Here is a 17,979-nt window from a genome sequence, read left to right as displayed (position 1 = left end):
CAGAAACACACAATGCGCCATGAACGACCCGGCGCGGGACGGTGCTGGCGAGCACCTAAGGGCAAGATGTCTGGGCGAACATTTGGTGTGCAGTCCTTGCGGGTGAATGGCTTGCCCACTTTGGGGTGCCCGCTTGTGTAGCGAGCCGGCCGTTCCGGAGGTGCTGCTGTCGCTCTTGCCGCTAGCAAACCCTACATTATATCGTTGGTCGCGAAAATCAAGAGGCGGTGTTGTTGCCGAGCAATTCCTTCTGGCGCCGGGACAGCTCCAGAAGGCGCTCGTGGCGGCCGGGGTCGGAGGCCGGCATCTGCGAGACACGAATGATTTCGTTTGCAATTGCGTCGAGCCGGATGCCCCGAACAGCGCGCCTCATCTCGGGAACGCCGATCTCCTCGGTCTCCGAAACGCCGCTCGAAGGCTGAAGGTTGTCCAGCTCGGCCAGTTTCAGCGCCAGCTCGCGGAAAGGCTGGTCGGCCAGGCCCACCTCGAGCGCAGCCCACGGCTGTGCCCCATGTTCGTGATAGCCGCTGTCTACCCATGAAAACAGGTCGCCGTGCGGCGATGGCAGTTCGCACAGGAGGTGATGTTCGTCATCCGTCAGCTCGTGCCACGCCTCGGTGTTGCGCAGCACGATCCGCGCGATCTGCTCGGCCAGCGCGACCGACTTGGGCTTGATCGCCTGCCGATGGCCCGCGCCGTAAGCGCGCTTCTGGTACTCGCCGCCACGCCGGGCCGGGCGCGCCTTCGACGCCGTCGCGATCCCCCAGAACTCCATCAGCTCGTGCTCTCCAAGCTGGGAGCGCTCCGAGAACTGGCTCAGCAACTGGCGTTTCAGCGCGCCATCGGGCATCTGCTTCCACAAGGGCGCGGCATTGCTCAGCATGCGCGAGCGGCCCTCAGCCGTCGAAAGGTCGCAGTCTTCAGCAGTCGCTTCCACGAGGAACGTGCTCAGCGGCACGGCGCCCTGGACGTAGCGCGCGAAAGCGTCCCGCCCATGCTCGCGAATGAAGCTGTCCGGATCGTGCTCGGGGGGCAGGAAGAGGAACTTCACCGTGCGGACATCCGTGGCGTACGGCAACGCACCTTCTAGCGCCTTGCGCGCAGCCCGGCGGCCCGCGGCGTCGCCATCGAAGGAAAACACCACGGTGTCGGTGAACCGGAAGAGCTTGTGGACGTGCTCCGTCGTGCACGCCGTGCCCAGTGTCGCGACCGCATTGGGGAACCCGAGTTGCGCGAGCGCCACGACGTCCATGTAGCCCTCGGTGACGAGCACGTAGCCGGCCTCGCGCAAAGCGTTGCGGGCCTCGAAGAGGCCGTACAGCTCGCGGCCCTTGCTGAACACAGGCGTTTCCGGCGAATTCAGGTACTTTGGTTTGTCGTCGCCCAGTACGCGGCCGCCGAAACCGATGCATTCTCCCTTCACGTTGCGGATGGGAAACATCACACGGTCGCGGAACCGGTCGTAGCGCTTGTCGTCCTCCTCGTTGACGATGACCAGGCCGCTTTCCACGAGCAGCGGATCGTCGTACTCGGGGAACACGCTCGCGAGCGATCGCCAGCCTTCCGGTGCATAGCCCAAGCCGTACATCCTGGCGATCTCGCCGGACACGCCGCGGCCCTTGAAGTAGCCGATGGCGCGTTGCGAAGTGCGCAGGTGCTTCCGGTAGGCCGCGCCGGCTTTCTCGAGCACGTCGGTCAGCGTTTGCTGCTTCTGCCTCTCCTCGGCGGCCCGGGCGCGGTCGGCGGGCGAACGGTCTTCCTCCGGCACCTGCATGCCGTACTGTCCCGCGAGGTCCTTCACGGCCTCCACGAAATTCATCCCGGCGTAGTCCATCAGGAAGCCGATGGCGTTGCCGTTCTTGCCGCAGCCGAAGCAGTGATAGAACTGCTTCGCAGGGCTGACGGTGAAGGAGGGCGACTTCTCCCCATGAAACGGGCACAGGCCGAGGTAGTTGGCGCCGCCCTTTTTCAGCTGGACATAGCGGCCGACAATGTCCACGACATCGGCCCGGGAGACGAGCTCCTGGATGAAAGCTTGGGGAATGGCCACCCGGTTAACCTACGTACGAAGAATCAAGGAGAGCTGGCATGGCAAGCATTTTCGACCAGGACCTGGCGCGTAACGGCGCCAACCACGCGCCCCTGTCCCCGCTGTCGTTCATCGAGCGGGCGGCCGAGGTCTATCCGCAGCGTACAGCAATCGTTCATGGCAACCTGCGGCGCACCTGGGCCGAGACGTACGCGCGCTGCCGGCAGCTCGCGAGCGCGCTCGCACGGGCGGGGCTCGGCAAGGGCGACACGGTCGCGGTGATGCTGCCCAACACGCCGCCGATGGTGGAGGCGCACTTCGGCATCCCGATGGCGAGGGCGGTGCTCAACACGCTCAACACGCGGCTCGACGCGGAAGCGATCGCGTTCATGCTGGACCACGGAGAGGCTAAAGCCGTGATCGTCGACGTCGAGTTCGCGCCCGTCATGCAAAAGGCGATCGCGCTGCGCGAGTCGAAAGCGCCGCTGCTCGTGATCGATGCCGAGGACGCGCTGTTCGCCGGCGAGGCGCGGCGCATCGGCAGCACGACGTACGAGGACTTCGTCGCGAAGGGCGACGCCGGTTTCGCGTGGGACCTGCCGGCGGACGAGTGGGACGCCATCGCTCTCAACTACACGAGCGGCACCACCGGCAACCCCAAGGGCGTGGTCTACCACCACCGCGGCGCGGCCATCAACGCCATCTCCAACATCCTCGAGTGGGACATGCCCAAGCACCCCGTCTACCTGTGGACGCTGCCCATGTTCCATTGCAACGGCTGGTGCTTCCCGTGGACCGTGGCCGCGCGCGCGGGCGTGAATGTCTGCCTGCGCAAGGTGGAAGCGAAAGCCATCCTCGACGCGATCAGGGAACACGGCGTCACGCACTACTGCGGCGCGCCTATCGTGCACGGCCTGCTGGTGAACGCACCGGACGAGATGAAGCAGGGCCTGCCGCGCGGCGTGAAGGCGATGGTGGCGGGCGCGGCGCCCCCGGCATCGTTGATCGAAGGCATGGAGAAACTCGGCTTCGACCTCACGCACGTGTACGGCCTCACCGAGGTGTACGGCCCCGCGACCGCGTGCGCGAAGCACGAGGAGTGGGACGCGCTGGACATCGGCGAACGCGCGCGCCTGAACGCGCGCCAGGGCGTGCGCTACCACCTGCAGCGCAGCGCGCGCGTGATCGACCCGAAGACGATGCAGCCCGTGCCGATGGACGGCGAGACCATGGGCGAGATCATGTTCCGCGGCAACATCACCATGAAGGGCTACCTCAAGAACCCCAAGGCGACGCAGGAAGCGTTCGCCGGCGGCTGGTACCACACGGGCGACCTCGCGGTGCAGTACCCCGACGGCTACATCAAGATCAAGGACCGCAGCAAGGACATCATCATCTCCGGCGGCGAGAACATCTCGTCGATCGAGGTCGAGGACGTGCTGTACCGCCACCCCGACGTGCTTGCAGCGGCTGTCGTGGCCAAGCCCGATGCGAAGTGGGGCGAGACGCCCTGCGCGTTCGTCGAGCTCAAGCCGGGTTCGAAGCTCACGCCCGAGGAGGTGGTGGCGCACTGCAAGAAGCACCTCGCGGGCTTCAAGGTGCCCAGGGCGGTGGTGTTCGGCGAGCTGCCGAAGACCAGCACCGGCAAGATCCAGAAGTTCGAGCTGCGCAAGAAAGCCGGCTCGGCGGATGCGATCGATGTCTAGTCAGGACTTCAGCGCGAGGCCGAGCTTCTCGACGATCTCCTTCTCCTTCGCGTACTGCTCGCGGATGAACTTCTCGAAGTCCGCGCTGTTCAGGTAGATCACCGACTGGTCGTACTTCTCGAAGGTGGCCAGCACGGCCGGGTCGTCCAGCGTCTTGCGGAAGGCGTCGTGCAGGCGGCGGACGATGGCGGAGTCCATGCCCTTCGGCCCACCGATGCCGAACGGCGAATCGGCCAGCGTCTCGAACCCGAGTTCGTGAAGCGTCGGTATGTTCGGCCAGCGCTTCGTGCGTTTGCTGCCGTATGTGGCCAGCAGGCGCATCGTGCCCGCTTCGACATGCGAACCCCAGCCCGTGGAGTCGCTGTGGGACATGATGTGGCCGCCAAGCAGTGCCTGCATGCCTTCGGCCACGCCCTTGAACGGCACGTGCTGCATCTTGATGCCGGCCTTGAAGGCGAACTCTTCCACGGCCAGGTGCGGCGTCGTGCCGTTGCCCGGCGAGCCGAACGTGAACTGCCCGGGGTTGGCTTTGCACCAGGCCACCAACTCGGGGATCGTCTTCACTGGTGAGTCCGCCCGGACCACCAAGCCGAACGTGTAGCCGGTGAGGCAGGCGATGAACGTGAAGTCCTTCAGCGGGTCGAACTGCATTCGCTGCATGTGTGGGAACCGTGCGATGCCGATCGTCAGCTGCGACAGGGTGTAGCCGTCGGGCTTCGCCGTCACGAGCTCGTTCGGCCCGAGCATGCCGCCCGCGCCCGGCTTGTTCTCCACCACGAACTGTCCGCCCAGCGCCTTCCCTGCGCTCTCCGCCAGCGAACGCATGACGGCATCGGTGGAGCCGCCCGGCGGCCACGGACAGATCAGGCGGATGGGCCGCGCGGGAAAGGCTTGCGCGAACCCGATCGAGGGCAGCGCGATGGCCGATGCGATGCCGCCGGCCAACACGCGTCGGCGCGTGACGAGTCCCATGGTCGCCTCCTCGTGAGAGAGGAGGCCATGCTACGCCTGCTCAGCCTTTGCTGGCGAGCCCCAGCCGCTCGATGGTCGCCTTCTCCGCCGCGAAAGTCTCGCGCGCCCACTTCGTGTACGTCGGCGTGTCCATGTAGATCACGGTCTGGTCGTACTTCTCGAAGGTGGCCATCACCGCGGGGTCGTCGAGCGTCTTCCTGAACGCGTCGTGGATCGTCTTGACGACCGCGGGGTCCATGCCCTTGGGCCCGCACACGCCGAAGGGAGAATCGGACACGGTCTTGTAGCCCAGCTCGTCGAGCGTCGGCACGGTGGGCCAGCGCTTGGTGCGCTTGCTGCCGTACGTGGCCAGCAGGCGCAGCTTGCCGGACTCGACGTGCGGGCCCCAGCCCGTCGCATCGCTCGCGGCCATGATGTGGCCGCCCAGGATGGCCTGCATGTTCTCCGCGTTTCCCTTGAACGGCACGTGGTTCAGCTGGATGCCGGCGCGCTGCGCGAACTCTTCGACGGCAAGGTGCGGGCTGGTACCCACGCCCGTGGAGCCGTACGTCACCTTGCCAGGGTTGGCCTTCGCGTAATCGACCAGGTCCTTGATCGACTTGAACGGCGAGTCGGCGGGCACGACCAGGCCGAACGTGTAGCCGGTCAGGCAGATGATCCACGTGAAGTCCTGCAAGGTGTTGAACTGCACCTTCTGCATGTGCGGGATGCGGAACACGCCGTGCGGCAGCTGGCTCAGCGTGTAGCCATCGGGCCGTGCATTGACAAGCTCGTTGGCACCGAGCATGCCGCCGGCGCCGGGCTTGTTGTCGATGACGATGCTCTGGCCGAGAATCTTCGATGCGCTCTCGCAGTACGAGCGCATCACCGCATCGGTGGAGCCACCGGCAGGCCAGGGGCAGATCATCCGGATGGGGCGGTTGGGGTAGCCGGATTGCGCGAGCGACGGCAACGCGACAACGGCAGAGGTGGCGAGCGCCGCGCGCATGACGCGGCGCCGGTCCGGGCGAGGAAGCATTCGAGGGTCTCCTTGTTACAGCGCAGTGATTCTTGGCCCCGCGTGCCCGGCCGGGCATGCATACTTTCCCGCATGCTCAGCCCCGCCGTCGCTTACGTGACAAGCCACCCCTGGGAGTTCGCCAAGCGCGTGCTCAAGGGGTTCAAGCAGAACCAGGGGCTGCTGCTGGCGGGTGCGGTTGCCTACTACGCGCTGCTGTCGGTGGTGCCGCTGCTCATCCTCGTGGTGATCGGCGCGTCGCACTTCGTGGAGCAGCGCGAGCTGCTGGCGACGCTCGGCCGCTATCTCGAATGGATCGTGCCGGGCCAGTCGAAGGCGATCGTGGCCGAACTGCACAACTTCGTGACGCACCGAGACTTCGTCGGCTGGGTGCTGCTCGCGACCATGCTGTTCTTCAGCTCGCTGGGGTTCACGGTGCTCGAGAAGGCGATGACGGTGATCTTCCTGCACCGCCTGAACGTCCGCAGGCGGCACTTCCTCGTCTCGGCGCTGCTGCCCTACGCGTACATCGTGTGCCTAGGCTTCGGCTTCCTCGTGGTCACCGTGATGGCGGGTGCGCTCGAAGCGCTGGGCCAGGACCGCGTGGCGGTGCTCGGCCGCGAGTGGTCGCTTCAGGGGTTCTCCGGCGTGCTGCTCTACCTGCTCGGTTTCGTCGGCGAGGTGTTCCTGCTCACGTCCGTGTACATGGTGATGCCCGTCGGGCGCCTCGTCTGGCGGCACGCGCTGATCGGCGGCGCGACGGCCGCGGTGCTGTGGGAGATCACGCGGCACCTGCTCGTGTGGTACTTCTCCACCGTGTCGAAAGTAAACGTGGTCTACGGTTCGCTCACCACGGCCATCGTCGTGCTGTTCTCGCTCGAGATCGCCGCGACCTTGCTGCTGCTGGGCGCGCAGGTGATCTCCGAGTACGAGCGGATCGAGCGCAAGGGAGCGCCCGCGCCTACTCCCCCATGACGATGCCTTCGCGGCGCGGGTCGGCGCCGCCGAAGTAGCCGGCCGGCGTCTTCTGCACGGCCTGCAGGCCGCTGGTCATGTCCTGCTCGCGCACTTCGGCGCCGCGCGCCTTGAGCGCCTCGACGGTTGTTGGCGGAAAGCGCTTCTGCTCGAGGATCGTGGGTCCGTTGTACGAGCCGAAGTTCGGCAGGTCGATCGCGCGCTGCGCATCGAGGCCCCAGTTCAGCACGCCATAGAGCGTCTTCGCGGTGAAGTGGATGATCGCGGCGCCGCCGGGGCTGCCGGCGCTCATCACGAACTGGCCCGTGGGCTTGTCGAACACGAGTGTCGGTGCCATCGACGAGCGCGGCCGCTTGCCGGGCTGGACGCGGTTGGCGACCGGGCGGCCCTGAGCATCCGCGGGCGCGAAGTTGAAATCGGTGAGCTCGTTGTTCAGCAGGAAGCCCTTGACCATCTGCCGCGAGCCGAACTCCTGCTCGATGGTCGTCGTCACCGCGATCGCGCGGCCCTGCGCGTCGACGATGCTGATGTGCGACGTGCCGTATTCCTCCTGCGCATCCGCGGGTGCGTACGAGATGCGGATGGGGCCGGGCACGCCGGGTTCGGCCACCTTCATGCTCGTTGCGCCGATCAGGCGTGCGCGCGACTCGAGGTACGCCGGGTTCAGCAGTGTCCTCCAGTCGCCGGCGGGCGGCTGCACGAACTCCGGGTCGCCGATGTACTGGTTGCGGTCCGCGAACGCGAGCCGCGCGGCTTCGGTGTAAAGGTGCAGCCAGTTCGCCGAAGGCTGGCCGGCGTCGAGCGGGATCGCGTCCGCGTGCACGTTGCGCAGGATGGTGAACATCTGGCCGATGGCGATCGCACCGGAACTCGGCGGCGGGAAGCCGCACACGCGGTACTCGCGCGCGCGAGCGAGGTAGTCGAAGCACAAAGGGGCGCGCTTCTTCGCCTGGTAGCCGGCAAGGTCGGCGAGCGACATGCGGCCCGGGTTGGTCGGGTGCCCGTTGACCTTGTCGACGATGGCCTGCGCGACCTCCCCGCGATAGAACGCGTCGCTGCCTTCGCGTGCGATGCGCTTGAGCACGGCCGCGTACTCGGGGTTGCGCAGCACGTGGCCGACCGGATGCGGCCGGCCATCGCGGCCGTGGAAGTACGCCGCCGCGACCGGGTCGTTCTTGAGGAACTGGTTGTTGTTCGCCAGTGTGTTGAGGCGCGGGCTGACCTTGAATCCTTCTTCGGCAAGTTGGATCGCGGGCTGGAAGAGCGCGGCCCACGGCAGCTTGCCATGCTCCTTGTGCGCGAGTTCGAGCATACGAAGCACGCCGGGCACGCCCACGGAGCGGCCGCCGACGACCGCATCGCCGAAAGCCATCGGCTTGCCGTCGGCGCGAAGGAACAGCTTCTCGTCCGCGGCCGCGGGTGCGGTCTCGCGGCCGTCGTAAGCCTCGACCTGCCTGCCGTCGTAATGCATCAGGAACGCGCCGCCGCCGATGCCGCTCGATTGCGGCTCGACGAGGCCGAGCACCATCTGCACGGCAACCGCGGCGTCGACTGCCGTGCCACCGGCCCTCAGGACGTCGTAGCCCGCCTGCGTTGCGAGCGGATTGGCAGCCGCGACGGCGAAGCGGGTTGTGCTCCAGCCGGGTTTCGCGGTGTAGCCGGACGCCGCTTCAGGGTCGGGCGGCACTGCGTTGGGCGATGCGGGGCCGAGGCCGGCGCAAGCCGCGAGCAGCGCGGCGGTAGCGAGAGCCGCAAGGGCGTGTCTTTTCATCGGAACTCCTGGATGCGCGGCGACTATAAGGCCGCGATGCAAGTCCAGGGCGTTCGAGGTTACTTCGGCGCGAGCCGGATCGCCCCGTCCAGCCGGATCACCTCGCCGTTGAGCATGTCGTTCTCGAAGATGTGCTTCGCGAGCTTGGCGTAGTCCTCGGGCGTGCCCAGGCGCGAAGGGAAGGGCACGCTCGCGGCCAGCGCGTCCTGCACTTCCTTGGGCATGCCGAACAGCATGGGCGTGCCGAAGATGCCCGGCGCGATCGTCATGTTGCGGATGCCGTTGCGCGAGAGGTCGCGCGCGATGGGCAGCGTCATGCCGACCACGCCGCCCTTCGAGGCGCTGTATGCGGCCTGGCCGATCTGGCCGTCGTACGCGGCGACGGAAGCGGTGGAGATCATGCAGCCGCGCTCGCCGGTGGATTCGGGCTCGTTCTTCGCCATCGCTTCGGCCGCGAGGCGGATCATGTTGAAGGAGCCGACCAGGTTGACCATGATCGTCTTCGTGTACGTCGCGAGGCTGTGCGCGCCGTTCTTGCCTACCGTCTTCTCGGCGGGTGCGACGCCGGCGCAGTTGACGAGGCCCATCAGCTTGCCCATCGAGACAGCCTTCGCGACCACGGCCTGGCCATCGGCTTCCTGGCTCACGTCGCACTTGACGAAAGCGCCGCCGATTTCCTTCGCGACGGCCTCGCCCTTGTCCGCCTGCATGTCGGCGACGACGACCTTGCCGCCATTGGCGGCCAGCATGCGCGCCGTACCTTCACCCAAACCCGATGCGCCGCCGGTGACGATGAACACCTTGCCGCTGATCTCCATGGCTGCTCCTGATTGACGTTGACGTAAACGTCAATTATCGGCGCAAAAAAGCCCGCTCGAAAGCGGGCAGGAGAGAGTGAGGGTGGGTCTTTTATTTGAAGCCGACGCGGTCCAGCATCTGCTGCACCTTGACCGTGTTGGCGCCGACGGCGGCGAGCGGGATGGTCTCGGCCTTGAAGTCGCCGCCGCCGCTCATGGCCTGCAGCGCGGGGTTCTTGACCTTCACGCCCTTGGCAGTGGGCCATTCGTTGTTCCCGTTGGCGAAGTACTCCTGCGCCTGCGGGCTCGCGAGGTACTCGAGGAACTTCACCGCCGCCTCGGGGTGTTTGGCGTTCTTCGCCACGGCGCCGCCGGCGATGTTCAGGTGCGTGCCCCACGAAGCCTGGTTGGGGAACGAGACGGACACGCGCTCCATCAGCGCCTTGTCCTCGGGGTTGTTCGAGCGCAGCAGGCGCGCGATGTAGTAGGTGTTGCTCACCGCGATCTGGCACTCGCCGGCGCCCACGGCCTTGATCTGGTCGGTGTCGCCGCCCTTGGGGTCGCGCGCCAGGTTGGCGACCACGCCCTTGAGCCATTGCTCGGCCTTCTGCTCGCCCAGGTGCTGCGTCACCGCGCCGAAGAGCGACAGGTTGTAGGGGTGCGAGCCGGAGCGGATGCAGACCTTGCCCTTGTTGCGCGGGTCGGCGAGCTTCTCGTACGTGTCCACGTCCTCGCGCTTGACCTTCACCTTGTCGTACACGATGACGCGTGCGCGGGTGGAGAAGCCGAACCAGCTCGTGCCTTCGGGCGTCGCGGGCGCGCGGTACTGCGCGGGGATCGCGTCTTCCAGCACCTTGGACTTGACCGGCTTGAACAGGCCATCGACCTCACCGCGGTACAACCGAGCCGCGTCGACGAGCAGAATCACGTCGGCGGGCGACGCGGCGCCTTCGGCCTTCAGGCGCGCCAAGATGCCTGCGTCGTCGGAGTCAACGCGGTTGATCTTGATGCCTGTGGCCTTGGTGAAGTTCTCGTACAGGGCCTCGTCCGTCTGGTAGTGCCGGGCGGAGTAGAGGTTCAGCACGTTCTCCTGGGCGGAGGCGGAGAACGCCACGGCCAGGGCTGCGAGGGCAAGGGTTTTCTTGAACATGGCCGGGATACTACATCAAACGCGAATCATTCTCGTTTGTGTTGGATCAAATGACTATAAAAAAAGCCCCGGCCTTGCGGCTGGGGCTTGAAGGATCCCTGAACCTGTTGAGGTGTCGAAAGGACCCGAGGAGACAACCTGAAGAACTCTCGGTTCAGTCACGAGAGTATCCGGTAGACGTCTCGTGAGTTGTAGAGTTCCAGCTCCAGAGATCTGGGGCCGGGACCCCGAGAGTTCAAGTTTCTTGGGGCTCTTTAGGCGGCAGCGCGCTTGGACTTCGTCGTGGTCGTCTTGGCGGCGTTCACGGCGGTGTTGGCGACGGCGTTGAAGTTGGCTTCCGCGACTTCAGTGGCTTGCTTGACGGCCTTCTGCACGGACTCGAGGGCGTTGTTGCCGGCGGCAACGGCGCTCTTGAACACGGCGACGGCGGTCTCGGAGCCGGCGGGAGCGTTCTTGGCGGCGTTGTCCACGACCGACAGGAACTTCTTCTGGGCTTCGGCGAACTGGCCTTCGAACGACTTGGTGAACTCGGCGGAAGTGCCGGCCGTGATGTCGTACAGGTGGCGGCTGTAGGCGGCGGTCTTCTCGGCCAGGGGCTGGAAGAGGGCGGCTTGCAGGGCCAGCAGTTCCTGCGCGTCCTTGACGGACAGGATGGCGGCGGTCGTGTCGGCGGCTTCGGCCAGGGCGGCCTTGGAAGCGGTGACGTTCAGCTCGACGAGCTTCTCGACGCCTTCGAAAGCCTTGGTGGTCAGGCCGAAGAGGGTTTCGACGTTGGCTTTTTGGGCGGCCAGCACTTGTTCAGCGGTCAGCATGTTCATTTCTCCTGAAGAGGGTTGGGTTCGAACTTCGTCTGCTCCGCTTTGTTGCAGTGCAGCATGGGGAGAAGTATAGCGATGTTTTGCTGCATTGCAACAATCTAGGAGGCATCGTCTAAATTCGGGGAGATGCGGGTCTTCTACACCGACCGTTTCGTGCTGCCGCTCCCCGTGGGGCACCGGTTTCCGATGGGCAAATACCGGCTGCTGCGGGACCGGCTGGAGCGCGAGCTTCCTGAAATCCGGCTGACACCGGCCCCGCGGGCCACGGATGGCGAGCTCGCCCTGGTGCACACGCCGGCCTATATCCAGGCCATCAGTGACGGCTCGGTCGATCCCCGGGTCATGCGCGAGATCGGCTTCCCGTGGAGCGAGGCCATGGCCGAGCGGGCGCGGCATTCGGTCGGCGCGACGATCGCAGCGGCGCGCACGGCGCTCGCCGAGGGCGTTGCCGCCAACATCGCGGGCGGCACGCACCACAGCTATGCCGACAAGGGCGGCGGCTTCTGCGTCTTCAACGACGCGGCCGTCGCGACGCGGCTGATGCAGGCCGAGCACGCCCGCGTCGACCGCAGGCCGCTGCGCGTGGCCATCATCGACCTCGACGTGCACCAGGGCAACGGCACGGCGCACGTGTTCCGCGGCGACGACACGGTGTTCACACTCTCGCTGCACGGGGCGAAGAACTTCCCCTTCCGCAAGGAGGCCGGCAGCCTCGACGCCGAACTGCCCGACGGTTGCGGCGACGACGAGTACCTGCAAGCGCTGGAGCGCGCGCTGGGCGAACTCGATGCCCGCTTCGAGCCGCAGTTCGCGATCTACCTCGCCGGCGCCGACCCGCACGAGGGCGACCGGCTCGGCCGCCTGAAACTCACTTTCGACGGCCTCGAAGCACGCGACCGCCGCGTCTTCGACTGGGCATGGCAGCGCCGCCTGCCGATGGCCTTCGCGATGGCCGGCGGCTACGGCCACGAACTCGAGAACACCGTGCAGGTGCAGCTCAATACATTCCGCGTCGCCGCGGGTTATTCGATGCGCTGGCAAAATCGCCCGCGATGAGCCAGACCCGACCGCAAGTAACCACCGTCGTGAACGACCGCGCGAGCGTCGACGCCGCCATCGAAAGCCGTTTCTCGTGCCGCGCGTTCCTGCGCGACAAGCCGGTCAGCCGCGAAACGATCGAGGAGATCCTCTCCGTCGCACGGCGCGCGCCCTCGGGCACGAACCACCAGCCGTGGAACGTGTATGTGCTCATGGGGGAAGCGCGCGACTCGCTGTCGCGCAAGGTGTGCGAGGCGCACGACAAGGTGTTCGCCGATCCGTCGCTCGCCGAGAGCTACCGCGAGAACTTCGACTACTACCCCGAGAAGTGGGTGTCGCCCTACATCGACCGCCGCCGCGAGAACGGCTGGGGCCTGTACGGGCTGCTGGGCATCCAGAAGGGCGAGAAGGCGAAGATGCATGCGCAGCACCAGCGCAACTACGTGTTCTTCGACGCGCCGGTGGGCCTGATGTTCACCGTCGACAAGGTGCTGGGCCGCGGCTCCCTGATGGACACGGGCATGTTCATCCAGAACATCATGGTGGCCGCCCGCGCCCGTGGGCTCCATACGTGCCCGCAAGCCGCGTGGGACGAGTTCGCCACCGTGGTCAAGCCGCACATCGGCGCCCCGGACACCCAGGTGCTCCTGTGCGGCATGTCGCTCGGCTACGCCGACGAAACGGCGCACGTGAATACGTTCCACACCCCGCGCGAGGGTGTGGAGACGTTCACGCGCTGGCTCGGCTAGAAGCCCTTACTTCTTCTGGCCGGACGTCGTCGTGTTCGGCGACGTCGTGGGGCCGGCGCCCATCGCGGAGGACTTCTCGTCCTTCGCCTCGACCTTCTTCTCGACGGCCTTGGCTTCGGCCTTGGCGGCCTTCACTTCGCCCTTGGCCTTCTCGTGCGCGGCCTTGGCTTCCTGCTTGCAGGCGCTCTGTTCCTTGCCCTTGAGGTCCTCGCACTTTTCCTTGGCGACGTCGTAGTCGGCGTCGGCCTGGGCCTTCTTCACGTCGGCTTCGTGCTTCGGGCTGGGCTTGTAACTGGCCTCCAGCTGGGCCTTGGCAACCTTCTCCTTGCCCTTGGCCTCGGCCTTGCAGATGTCCTTGGCGTTGTCCTTCAGCGCGTCGCACTTGGCCTTGTCGGCCTTGTACGCGGCTTCGATCTTGTCCTTCTCGGCCTTGTACTCGTCCTTGTTCATCGCGGCGAATGCGGAGCCGGTGACGGCGCAGCAGGCGGCCACGGCGAGGGAAATGAAGGTCTGTTTCATGTCGGGTCCTTTCTGTTGGGAGGGGTCCTTCCATGCAACGCACCGGGGCAAGCTCAGGCGGTAGGACGTTGCAAACCTGTGGCGTAGGCCGCAGCCGACAAGCGCGAGCTCAGCGCGCCTCGGAGGCGGCGGCGTGCTCTTCCGCGCGCGCGTTCTTCCACTTGGCACGCGCCTCGTCGACGCAGACCTTCTTCGCGCTCGCGCGCAGGTCGTCGCACCTGGCTTCGTCGAGCGCCCGCGCGGCATCGGCTTTCGCGTGGCGTGCCTTCTCGACATTGGATGGCGTCGGCCGGTACTGCGCGCGCAACTCCAGGCGCGCGATGTCATAGGCGACGCGGGCCTGCACTTCACACACGCGCCGCTGAACGTCGCCGCGTGTCCAGCAGCGGTCCTTGTCGGTGGCGTACTTGTCCTGGATGCGCGAGCGTTGCGCGCTGTACTCGGCGCGCGTCATCGCCGCGGCGGGCAGCGCGGCCGCAAGCGCCATCACGCCCGCGAGTGCCGCAAGGCGCGCGTTCATGCCAGCGTGTCCGGGTGGTCGCGCTCGAAGCGGCGCACTTCGCGCTCGGCTTCCTCACGCGCGATGCCGTGGCGCTGCTGGATGCGGCCGAGCAGCTGGTCGCGCCGCCCGGCGATGACCTCGAGGTCGTCGTCGGTGAGGCGGCCCCACTGCTCCTTCACCTTGCCCTTGATCTGCTTCCAGCGGCCCTCGATGCGATCGTGGTTCATGCTCCGCACTGTAGGAAGCGCTCCCCGGCACGGCGGTAGGAAGCGCTGGAGCACTTTCGTAGGCAGGTGCCTACAGTCGAGTCACGGATAATCGCGCGCCATGGGCGTCCCCTTCGATTTCATCCTCTTCGCCCTCACGCTGCTCGGCGTCGCGCTGTTCCACCACCACACGCTGCAGGTCGCGCTCACCGGCATGGTGACCATCGCGCTGTACAAGCTGCTGCTCGGCGATTTCGGCGGGGTGCCCGGCCTGCCCGGCCTCGCGGGCCTGCTGGCGCACGAATGGGTGACGCTGGCCAACCTGCTCGGGCTGCTGCTCGGCTTCGCGCTGCTGGCGGACCACTTCGAGCGCAGCCACCTCACCGACCTGCTGCCCGACGTGCTGCCCGACGACTGGAAGGGCGGCTTCTGGCTGCTGGTGATCGTGGCCGTCATCTCGAGCTTCCTCGACAACATCGCCGCCGCGATGCTGGGCGGCGCCATGGCGCACGTGCTCTATCGCGGCCGCGTGCACGTGGGCTACCTCGCTGCCATCGTCGCGGCCAGCAACGCAGGCGGCGCCGGGAGCGTGGTCGGCGACACCACCACGACGATGATGTGGATCGCTGGCGTGTCGCCGGTGCAGGTGTTCGAGGCGTACGTCGGCGCCATCGTGGCCGTGCTGTTCTTCAGCGTGGTCGCGGCCCGGCAGCAGCACGCGTACCAGCCGATCATGAAGGACAGCCCGAAGCAGGTGAACGTGGACCACGCGCGGCTCGCGGTCGTCGCGATCATCCTCGTGGCGGCGATTGCAACCAATGTGTTCCTCAACCTGCGCCATCCGCAGGCGCTCAACGACTGGCCCGCCATCGGCATCGCGGTGTGGGTGGCGTTGCTCGCCACCGCCGGCTGGCGCAGCCCCACGTGGAGCCTGCTGCCCGGCGCTCTGCGCGGCAGCATCTTCCTGCTAGCCCTCGTCATGTGCGCCGCGATGATGCCGGTGAAGGCCTTGCCCGCCGCTTCGTGGGCCACCACACTGGGCCTCGGCTTCGTGAGCGCCGTTTTCGACAACATCCCGCTGACCGCGCTCGCGTTGCGCCAAGGCGGCTACGACTGGGGCTTCCTCGCCTATGCCGTCGGTTTCGGCGGCTCGATGATCTGGTTCGGCTCCTCTGCCGGCGTCGCCCTGTGCAACATGTACCCTGAAGGCCGCTCCGTGGTCGCGTGGGTGCGCGGCGGCTGGCACGTCGCCGTCGGCTACGTGCTCGGCTTCGCCGCGCTGCTGCTCGTGCTGGGCTGGGCGCCCGACGAGCATGTCCAATCCCGGTCAAAGTCGCAACCCGTTCCCGCCAAGTCACCATGAAACCTTCCATCCTCGTCGCCCGCGCCGTCTTCCCGGAGACGCTGGCGAAGCTGCAGCAGCATTTCGACGTCCAGGCCAACCAGGACGACGTGCTGTGGACCAAGCCGCAGCTCATCGAACGCCTGCAAGGCAAGGCGGGCGCGTTCACCACCGGCAGCGAGCGCATCGACGCCGAAGTGCTGGCAGCGTGCCCCGGCCTGAAGCTGTGCGCCAACATGGCCGTCGGCTTCAACAACTTCGACCTCGCGGCGATGACCGCGCGCGGCGTGCTCGCGACCAACACGCCCGACGTGCTGACCGAAACCACGGCCGACTTCGGCTTCGCGCTGCTGATGGCCACCGCGCGCCGCATCACCGAGAGCGAGCATTTCCTGCGCGCCGGAAAGTGGGACCGCTGGCGCTTCGACATGTTCGCGGGCAGCGAAGTGCACGGCAGCACGCTGGGCATCCTGGGCATGGGCCGCATCGGGCAGGGCATCGCGAAGCGCGGCGCGCACGGCTTCGGCATGAAGGTGATCTACCACAACCGCTCGCGGCTCTCGCCCGAGCTGGAGCGCGCTTGCGGCGCGGCGTATGTGAGCAAGGAAGACCTGCTGCGCCAGGCCGACCACCTGGTGCTGGTGCTGCCGTACACACCGCAATCGCACCACGCGATCGGCGCGGCGGAGATCGCGCTGATGAAGCCGACGGCGACGCTCGTGAACATCGCGCGCGGCGGCATCGTCGACGACGCAGCCCTCGCGCAGGCGCTGCGAGAGCGCCGCATCGCGGCCGCGGGTCTGGACGTGTTCGAAGGCGAGCCCAAGGTGCACCCCGACCTGCTCACGGTGCCCAACGTCGTGCTCACGCCCCACATCGCCAGCGCCACGGTCCAGACACGCCGCGCGATGGCGGAGCTCGCCGCCGACAACCTCATCGGGTTCCTCGTGAACGGCAAGCCGCTCACGCCGCTGAACCCCGAAGTGCTGCAAGGGGCGCGCGCTTGATCGAGACCTGGCTGATCCTCGCCCTCGCGATCGCGAACGTCGTCATGCTCGCCGTCCTGCTGGTGCGCAAGCCGCCGGCGCAGGACAATGGCCGCGCCGAGCTGATGGCGGCCAACGAGCGGCTGGAGCGCGAGCTGCGCCGCGAGATCAGCGAGTCGTCGCGCGGCGCACGCACCGAGCTCACGCAGACGCTCGCCACCTTCCAGGACGCGGTGCTCAAGACCGGCGCCGAAGCCACGCGCACTCAGAACGCGCAGATCGACGCGCTCACGCAGCAGCTCGCGCTGCTGCAGAAGACGCTGTCGGACACGCTCAACCAGCAACTGCAATCGCTGTCGGAGGCCAACGTGCGACGCCTGGCCGAAGTGCGCGGCACGCTCGAAGCGCAGCTCTCGATCCTGCAGCAGACCAACGCCGCCAAGCTGGACGAGATGCGCAAGACGGTGGACGAGAAGCTGCAGACCACGCTGGAGACGCGCCTGGGCGAAAGCTTCAAGCAGGTGGCCGAGCGGCTGGAGCAGGTGCACCAGGGGCTCGGCCAGATGCAGTCGCTCGCGCAGGGCGTGGGCGACCTGCAGCGCGTGCTGACCAACGTCAAGACGCGTGGCATGTTCGGCGAGGTGCAGCTCGAGGCGCTGCTGGAGCAGGTGCTGACGAACGAGCAGTATTCGAAGCAGGTGGAGACCAAGCCGCGCAGCAACCAGCGTGTCGACTTCGCGATTCGCTTCCCGGGGCGCAGCAGCGACGGCACGCCCGTGTGGCTGCCGATCGACGCGAAATTCCCGCGCGAGGATTACGAGCGCCTGCTCGACGCGCAGGACCGCGCGGACCAGGCGGGCGTGGAGAGCGCGTCGCGCGCGCTGGAGGTGCGGCTGCGGCAGGAGGCCAAGTCGATCTGCGAGTACTACCTGTGCCCGCCGCAGACCACCGACTTCGCGATCCTGTTCCTGCCGATCGAGAGCCTCTACGCCGAAGCCTTGCGCCGCCCCGGACTGATGGACACGCTGCAGCGCGACTACCGCGTGACGCTTGCGGGCCCGACGACGTTGCTCGCCATGTTGAACAGCCTGCACATGGGCTTTCGCACGCTGGCCCTCGAACAGCAGGCCTCCGAAGTGTGGAAGGTGCTCGGCGCCGTCAAGACCGAGTTCGAGCGCTACGGCGAATGGGTCGCCAAGGTGAAGGAACAGGTGTCGAAGGCCTCGGACACGCTGGACAGGGCCGATACCCGGGCGAAGCAGATGAGGCTGGCGCTGCGCAAGGTCGAGGCGTTGCCGGAAGGCGAGGCGCAATCCCTGTTGCCGCCCGTGGACGAAAACGGTGACGACACCGACGGCTGAATCTCCCGCGCCCCCCGGGGAGCTCGCGCGCCTCATTGCGGGGCAGGTGTGCCTGCACGCC

Annotated in this window: 17 protein-coding genes; 7 read left to right on the top strand and 10 right to left on the bottom strand. The window is 66.9% G+C overall.

The features are described from left to right. Positions 1-217 precede the first annotated feature (217 nt). Positions 218-2,050 carry a DNA primase gene (dnaG, locus tag H8R02_RS17275; RefSeq protein ID WP_187082691.1) on the bottom strand — a complete coding sequence of 611 codons (1,833 nt, stop codon included), beginning with the start codon at positions 2,048-2,050 and terminating at the stop codon, positions 218-220. Positions 2,051-2,088: 38 nt separating this feature from the next. Here dnaG and H8R02_RS17270 point away from each other — a divergent pair, with 38 nt between their 5' ends. Continuing rightward, positions 2,089-3,735 carry an acyl-CoA synthetase gene (locus H8R02_RS17270; protein ID WP_187082690.1) on the top strand — a complete coding sequence of 549 codons (1,647 nt, stop codon included), beginning with the start codon at positions 2,089-2,091 and terminating at the stop codon, positions 3,733-3,735. Here H8R02_RS17270 and H8R02_RS17265 read toward each other — a convergent pair whose 3' ends face one another. Together H8R02_RS17265 and H8R02_RS17260 are read right to left on the bottom strand one after the other, a co-directional pair. Next, positions 3,736-4,707, bottom strand: a complete 972-nt coding sequence (locus tag H8R02_RS17265) for a Bug family tripartite tricarboxylate transporter substrate binding protein (RefSeq protein ID WP_187082689.1) — start codon at positions 4,705-4,707, stop codon at positions 3,736-3,738. A 40-nt stretch (positions 4,708-4,747) separates the two neighbouring features. Next, positions 4,748-5,725 (bottom strand): Bug family tripartite tricarboxylate transporter substrate binding protein, encoded by a 978-nt coding sequence (locus tag H8R02_RS17260; protein ID WP_187082688.1) that lies wholly within the window; start codon positions 5,723-5,725, stop codon positions 4,748-4,750. A gap of 72 nt (positions 5,726-5,797) precedes the next feature. Between H8R02_RS17260 and H8R02_RS17255 the strand changes: the two genes are divergently transcribed. Continuing rightward, positions 5,798-6,679 carry a YihY/virulence factor BrkB family protein gene (locus H8R02_RS17255; RefSeq protein WP_187082687.1) on the top strand — a complete coding sequence of 294 codons (882 nt, stop codon included), beginning with the start codon at positions 5,798-5,800 and terminating at the stop codon, positions 6,677-6,679. Here the strand turns inward: H8R02_RS17255 and ggt are convergent. From ggt to H8R02_RS17235, 4 genes are all read right to left on the bottom strand, one after another. Then, entirely contained in the window at positions 6,666-8,450 is a 1,785-nt protein-coding gene (ggt, locus tag H8R02_RS17250; protein ID WP_187082686.1) for a gamma-glutamyltransferase, read from the bottom strand. The two genes, H8R02_RS17255 and ggt, sit on opposite strands and share 14 nt — an antisense overlap. 59 nt (positions 8,451-8,509) lie before the next feature. Beyond that, positions 8,510-9,268, bottom strand: coding sequence for a 3-hydroxyacyl-CoA dehydrogenase (locus tag H8R02_RS17245; RefSeq protein WP_187082685.1), 759 nt, complete (start codon positions 9,266-9,268; stop codon positions 8,510-8,512). Positions 9,269-9,359: 91 nt separating this feature from the next. Further along, complete coding sequence (locus H8R02_RS17240; protein WP_187082684.1) at positions 9,360-10,397, bottom strand: extracellular solute-binding protein; 1,038 nt, start codon at positions 10,395-10,397, stop codon at positions 9,360-9,362. Between the two features lie 254 nt (positions 10,398-10,651). Continuing rightward, positions 10,652-11,209, bottom strand: a complete 558-nt coding sequence (locus H8R02_RS17235) for a phasin family protein (protein ID WP_187082683.1) — start codon at positions 11,207-11,209, stop codon at positions 10,652-10,654. A gap of 132 nt (positions 11,210-11,341) precedes the next feature. Here H8R02_RS17235 and H8R02_RS17230 point away from each other — a divergent pair, with 132 nt between their 5' ends. Then, positions 11,342-12,271, top strand: a complete 930-nt coding sequence (locus H8R02_RS17230) for a histone deacetylase family protein (RefSeq protein WP_187082682.1) — start codon at positions 11,342-11,344, stop codon at positions 12,269-12,271. Continuing rightward, on the top strand, positions 12,268-13,002 hold the full coding sequence (locus H8R02_RS17225) for a nitroreductase (RefSeq protein ID WP_187082681.1): 735 nt from the start codon (positions 12,268-12,270) through the stop codon (positions 13,000-13,002). Before H8R02_RS17230 ends, H8R02_RS17225 begins: the two co-directional genes overlap by 4 nt. Positions 13,003-13,008: 6 nt before the next feature. Here the strand turns inward: H8R02_RS17225 and H8R02_RS17220 are convergent, their stop codons facing one another. The 3 genes from H8R02_RS17220 to H8R02_RS17210 form a co-directional block, all read right to left on the bottom strand. After that, positions 13,009-13,521, bottom strand: coding sequence for a hypothetical protein (locus H8R02_RS17220; protein WP_187082680.1), 513 nt, complete (start codon positions 13,519-13,521; stop codon positions 13,009-13,011). A 109-nt stretch (positions 13,522-13,630) separates the two neighbouring features. Further along, entirely contained in the window at positions 13,631-14,041 is a 411-nt protein-coding gene (locus tag H8R02_RS17215) for a hypothetical protein (protein ID WP_187082679.1), read from the bottom strand. Next, the gene (locus tag H8R02_RS17210; RefSeq protein WP_187082678.1) at positions 14,038-14,250 is read right to left on the bottom strand and encodes a CsbD family protein; all 213 of its coding nucleotides are present in this window, start codon (positions 14,248-14,250) and stop codon (positions 14,038-14,040) included. Before H8R02_RS17210 ends, H8R02_RS17215 begins: the two co-directional genes overlap by 4 nt. Positions 14,251-14,350: 100 nt before the next feature. Here H8R02_RS17210 and H8R02_RS17205 point away from each other — a divergent pair, with 100 nt between their 5' ends. Genes H8R02_RS17205 through H8R02_RS17195 form a run of 3 tightly spaced genes read left to right on the top strand, consistent with a single transcriptional unit; the run spans position 14,351 to position 17,918 of the window. Then, positions 14,351-15,592, top strand: coding sequence for an SLC13 family permease (locus tag H8R02_RS17205; protein ID WP_187082677.1), 1,242 nt, complete (start codon positions 14,351-14,353; stop codon positions 15,590-15,592). Further along, positions 15,589-16,578, top strand: coding sequence for a 2-hydroxyacid dehydrogenase (locus H8R02_RS17200; protein WP_187082676.1), 990 nt, complete (start codon positions 15,589-15,591; stop codon positions 16,576-16,578). The genes H8R02_RS17205 and H8R02_RS17200 overlap by 4 nt, the downstream gene beginning before the upstream one ends. Then, positions 16,578-17,918, top strand: a complete 1,341-nt coding sequence (locus tag H8R02_RS17195) for a DNA recombination protein RmuC (RefSeq protein ID WP_187082911.1) — start codon at positions 16,578-16,580, stop codon at positions 17,916-17,918. Before H8R02_RS17200 ends, H8R02_RS17195 begins: the two co-directional genes overlap by 1 nt. Positions 17,919-17,979: the final 61 nt, after the last annotated feature.

Origin of the sequence: Ramlibacter albus, from assembly GCF_014297445.1 — a bacterium.
Taxonomy (GTDB): Bacteria; Pseudomonadota; Gammaproteobacteria; order Burkholderiales; family Burkholderiaceae_C; genus Ramlibacter; species Ramlibacter albus.
This window is presented reverse-complemented; position numbering and strand designations above follow the sequence as displayed.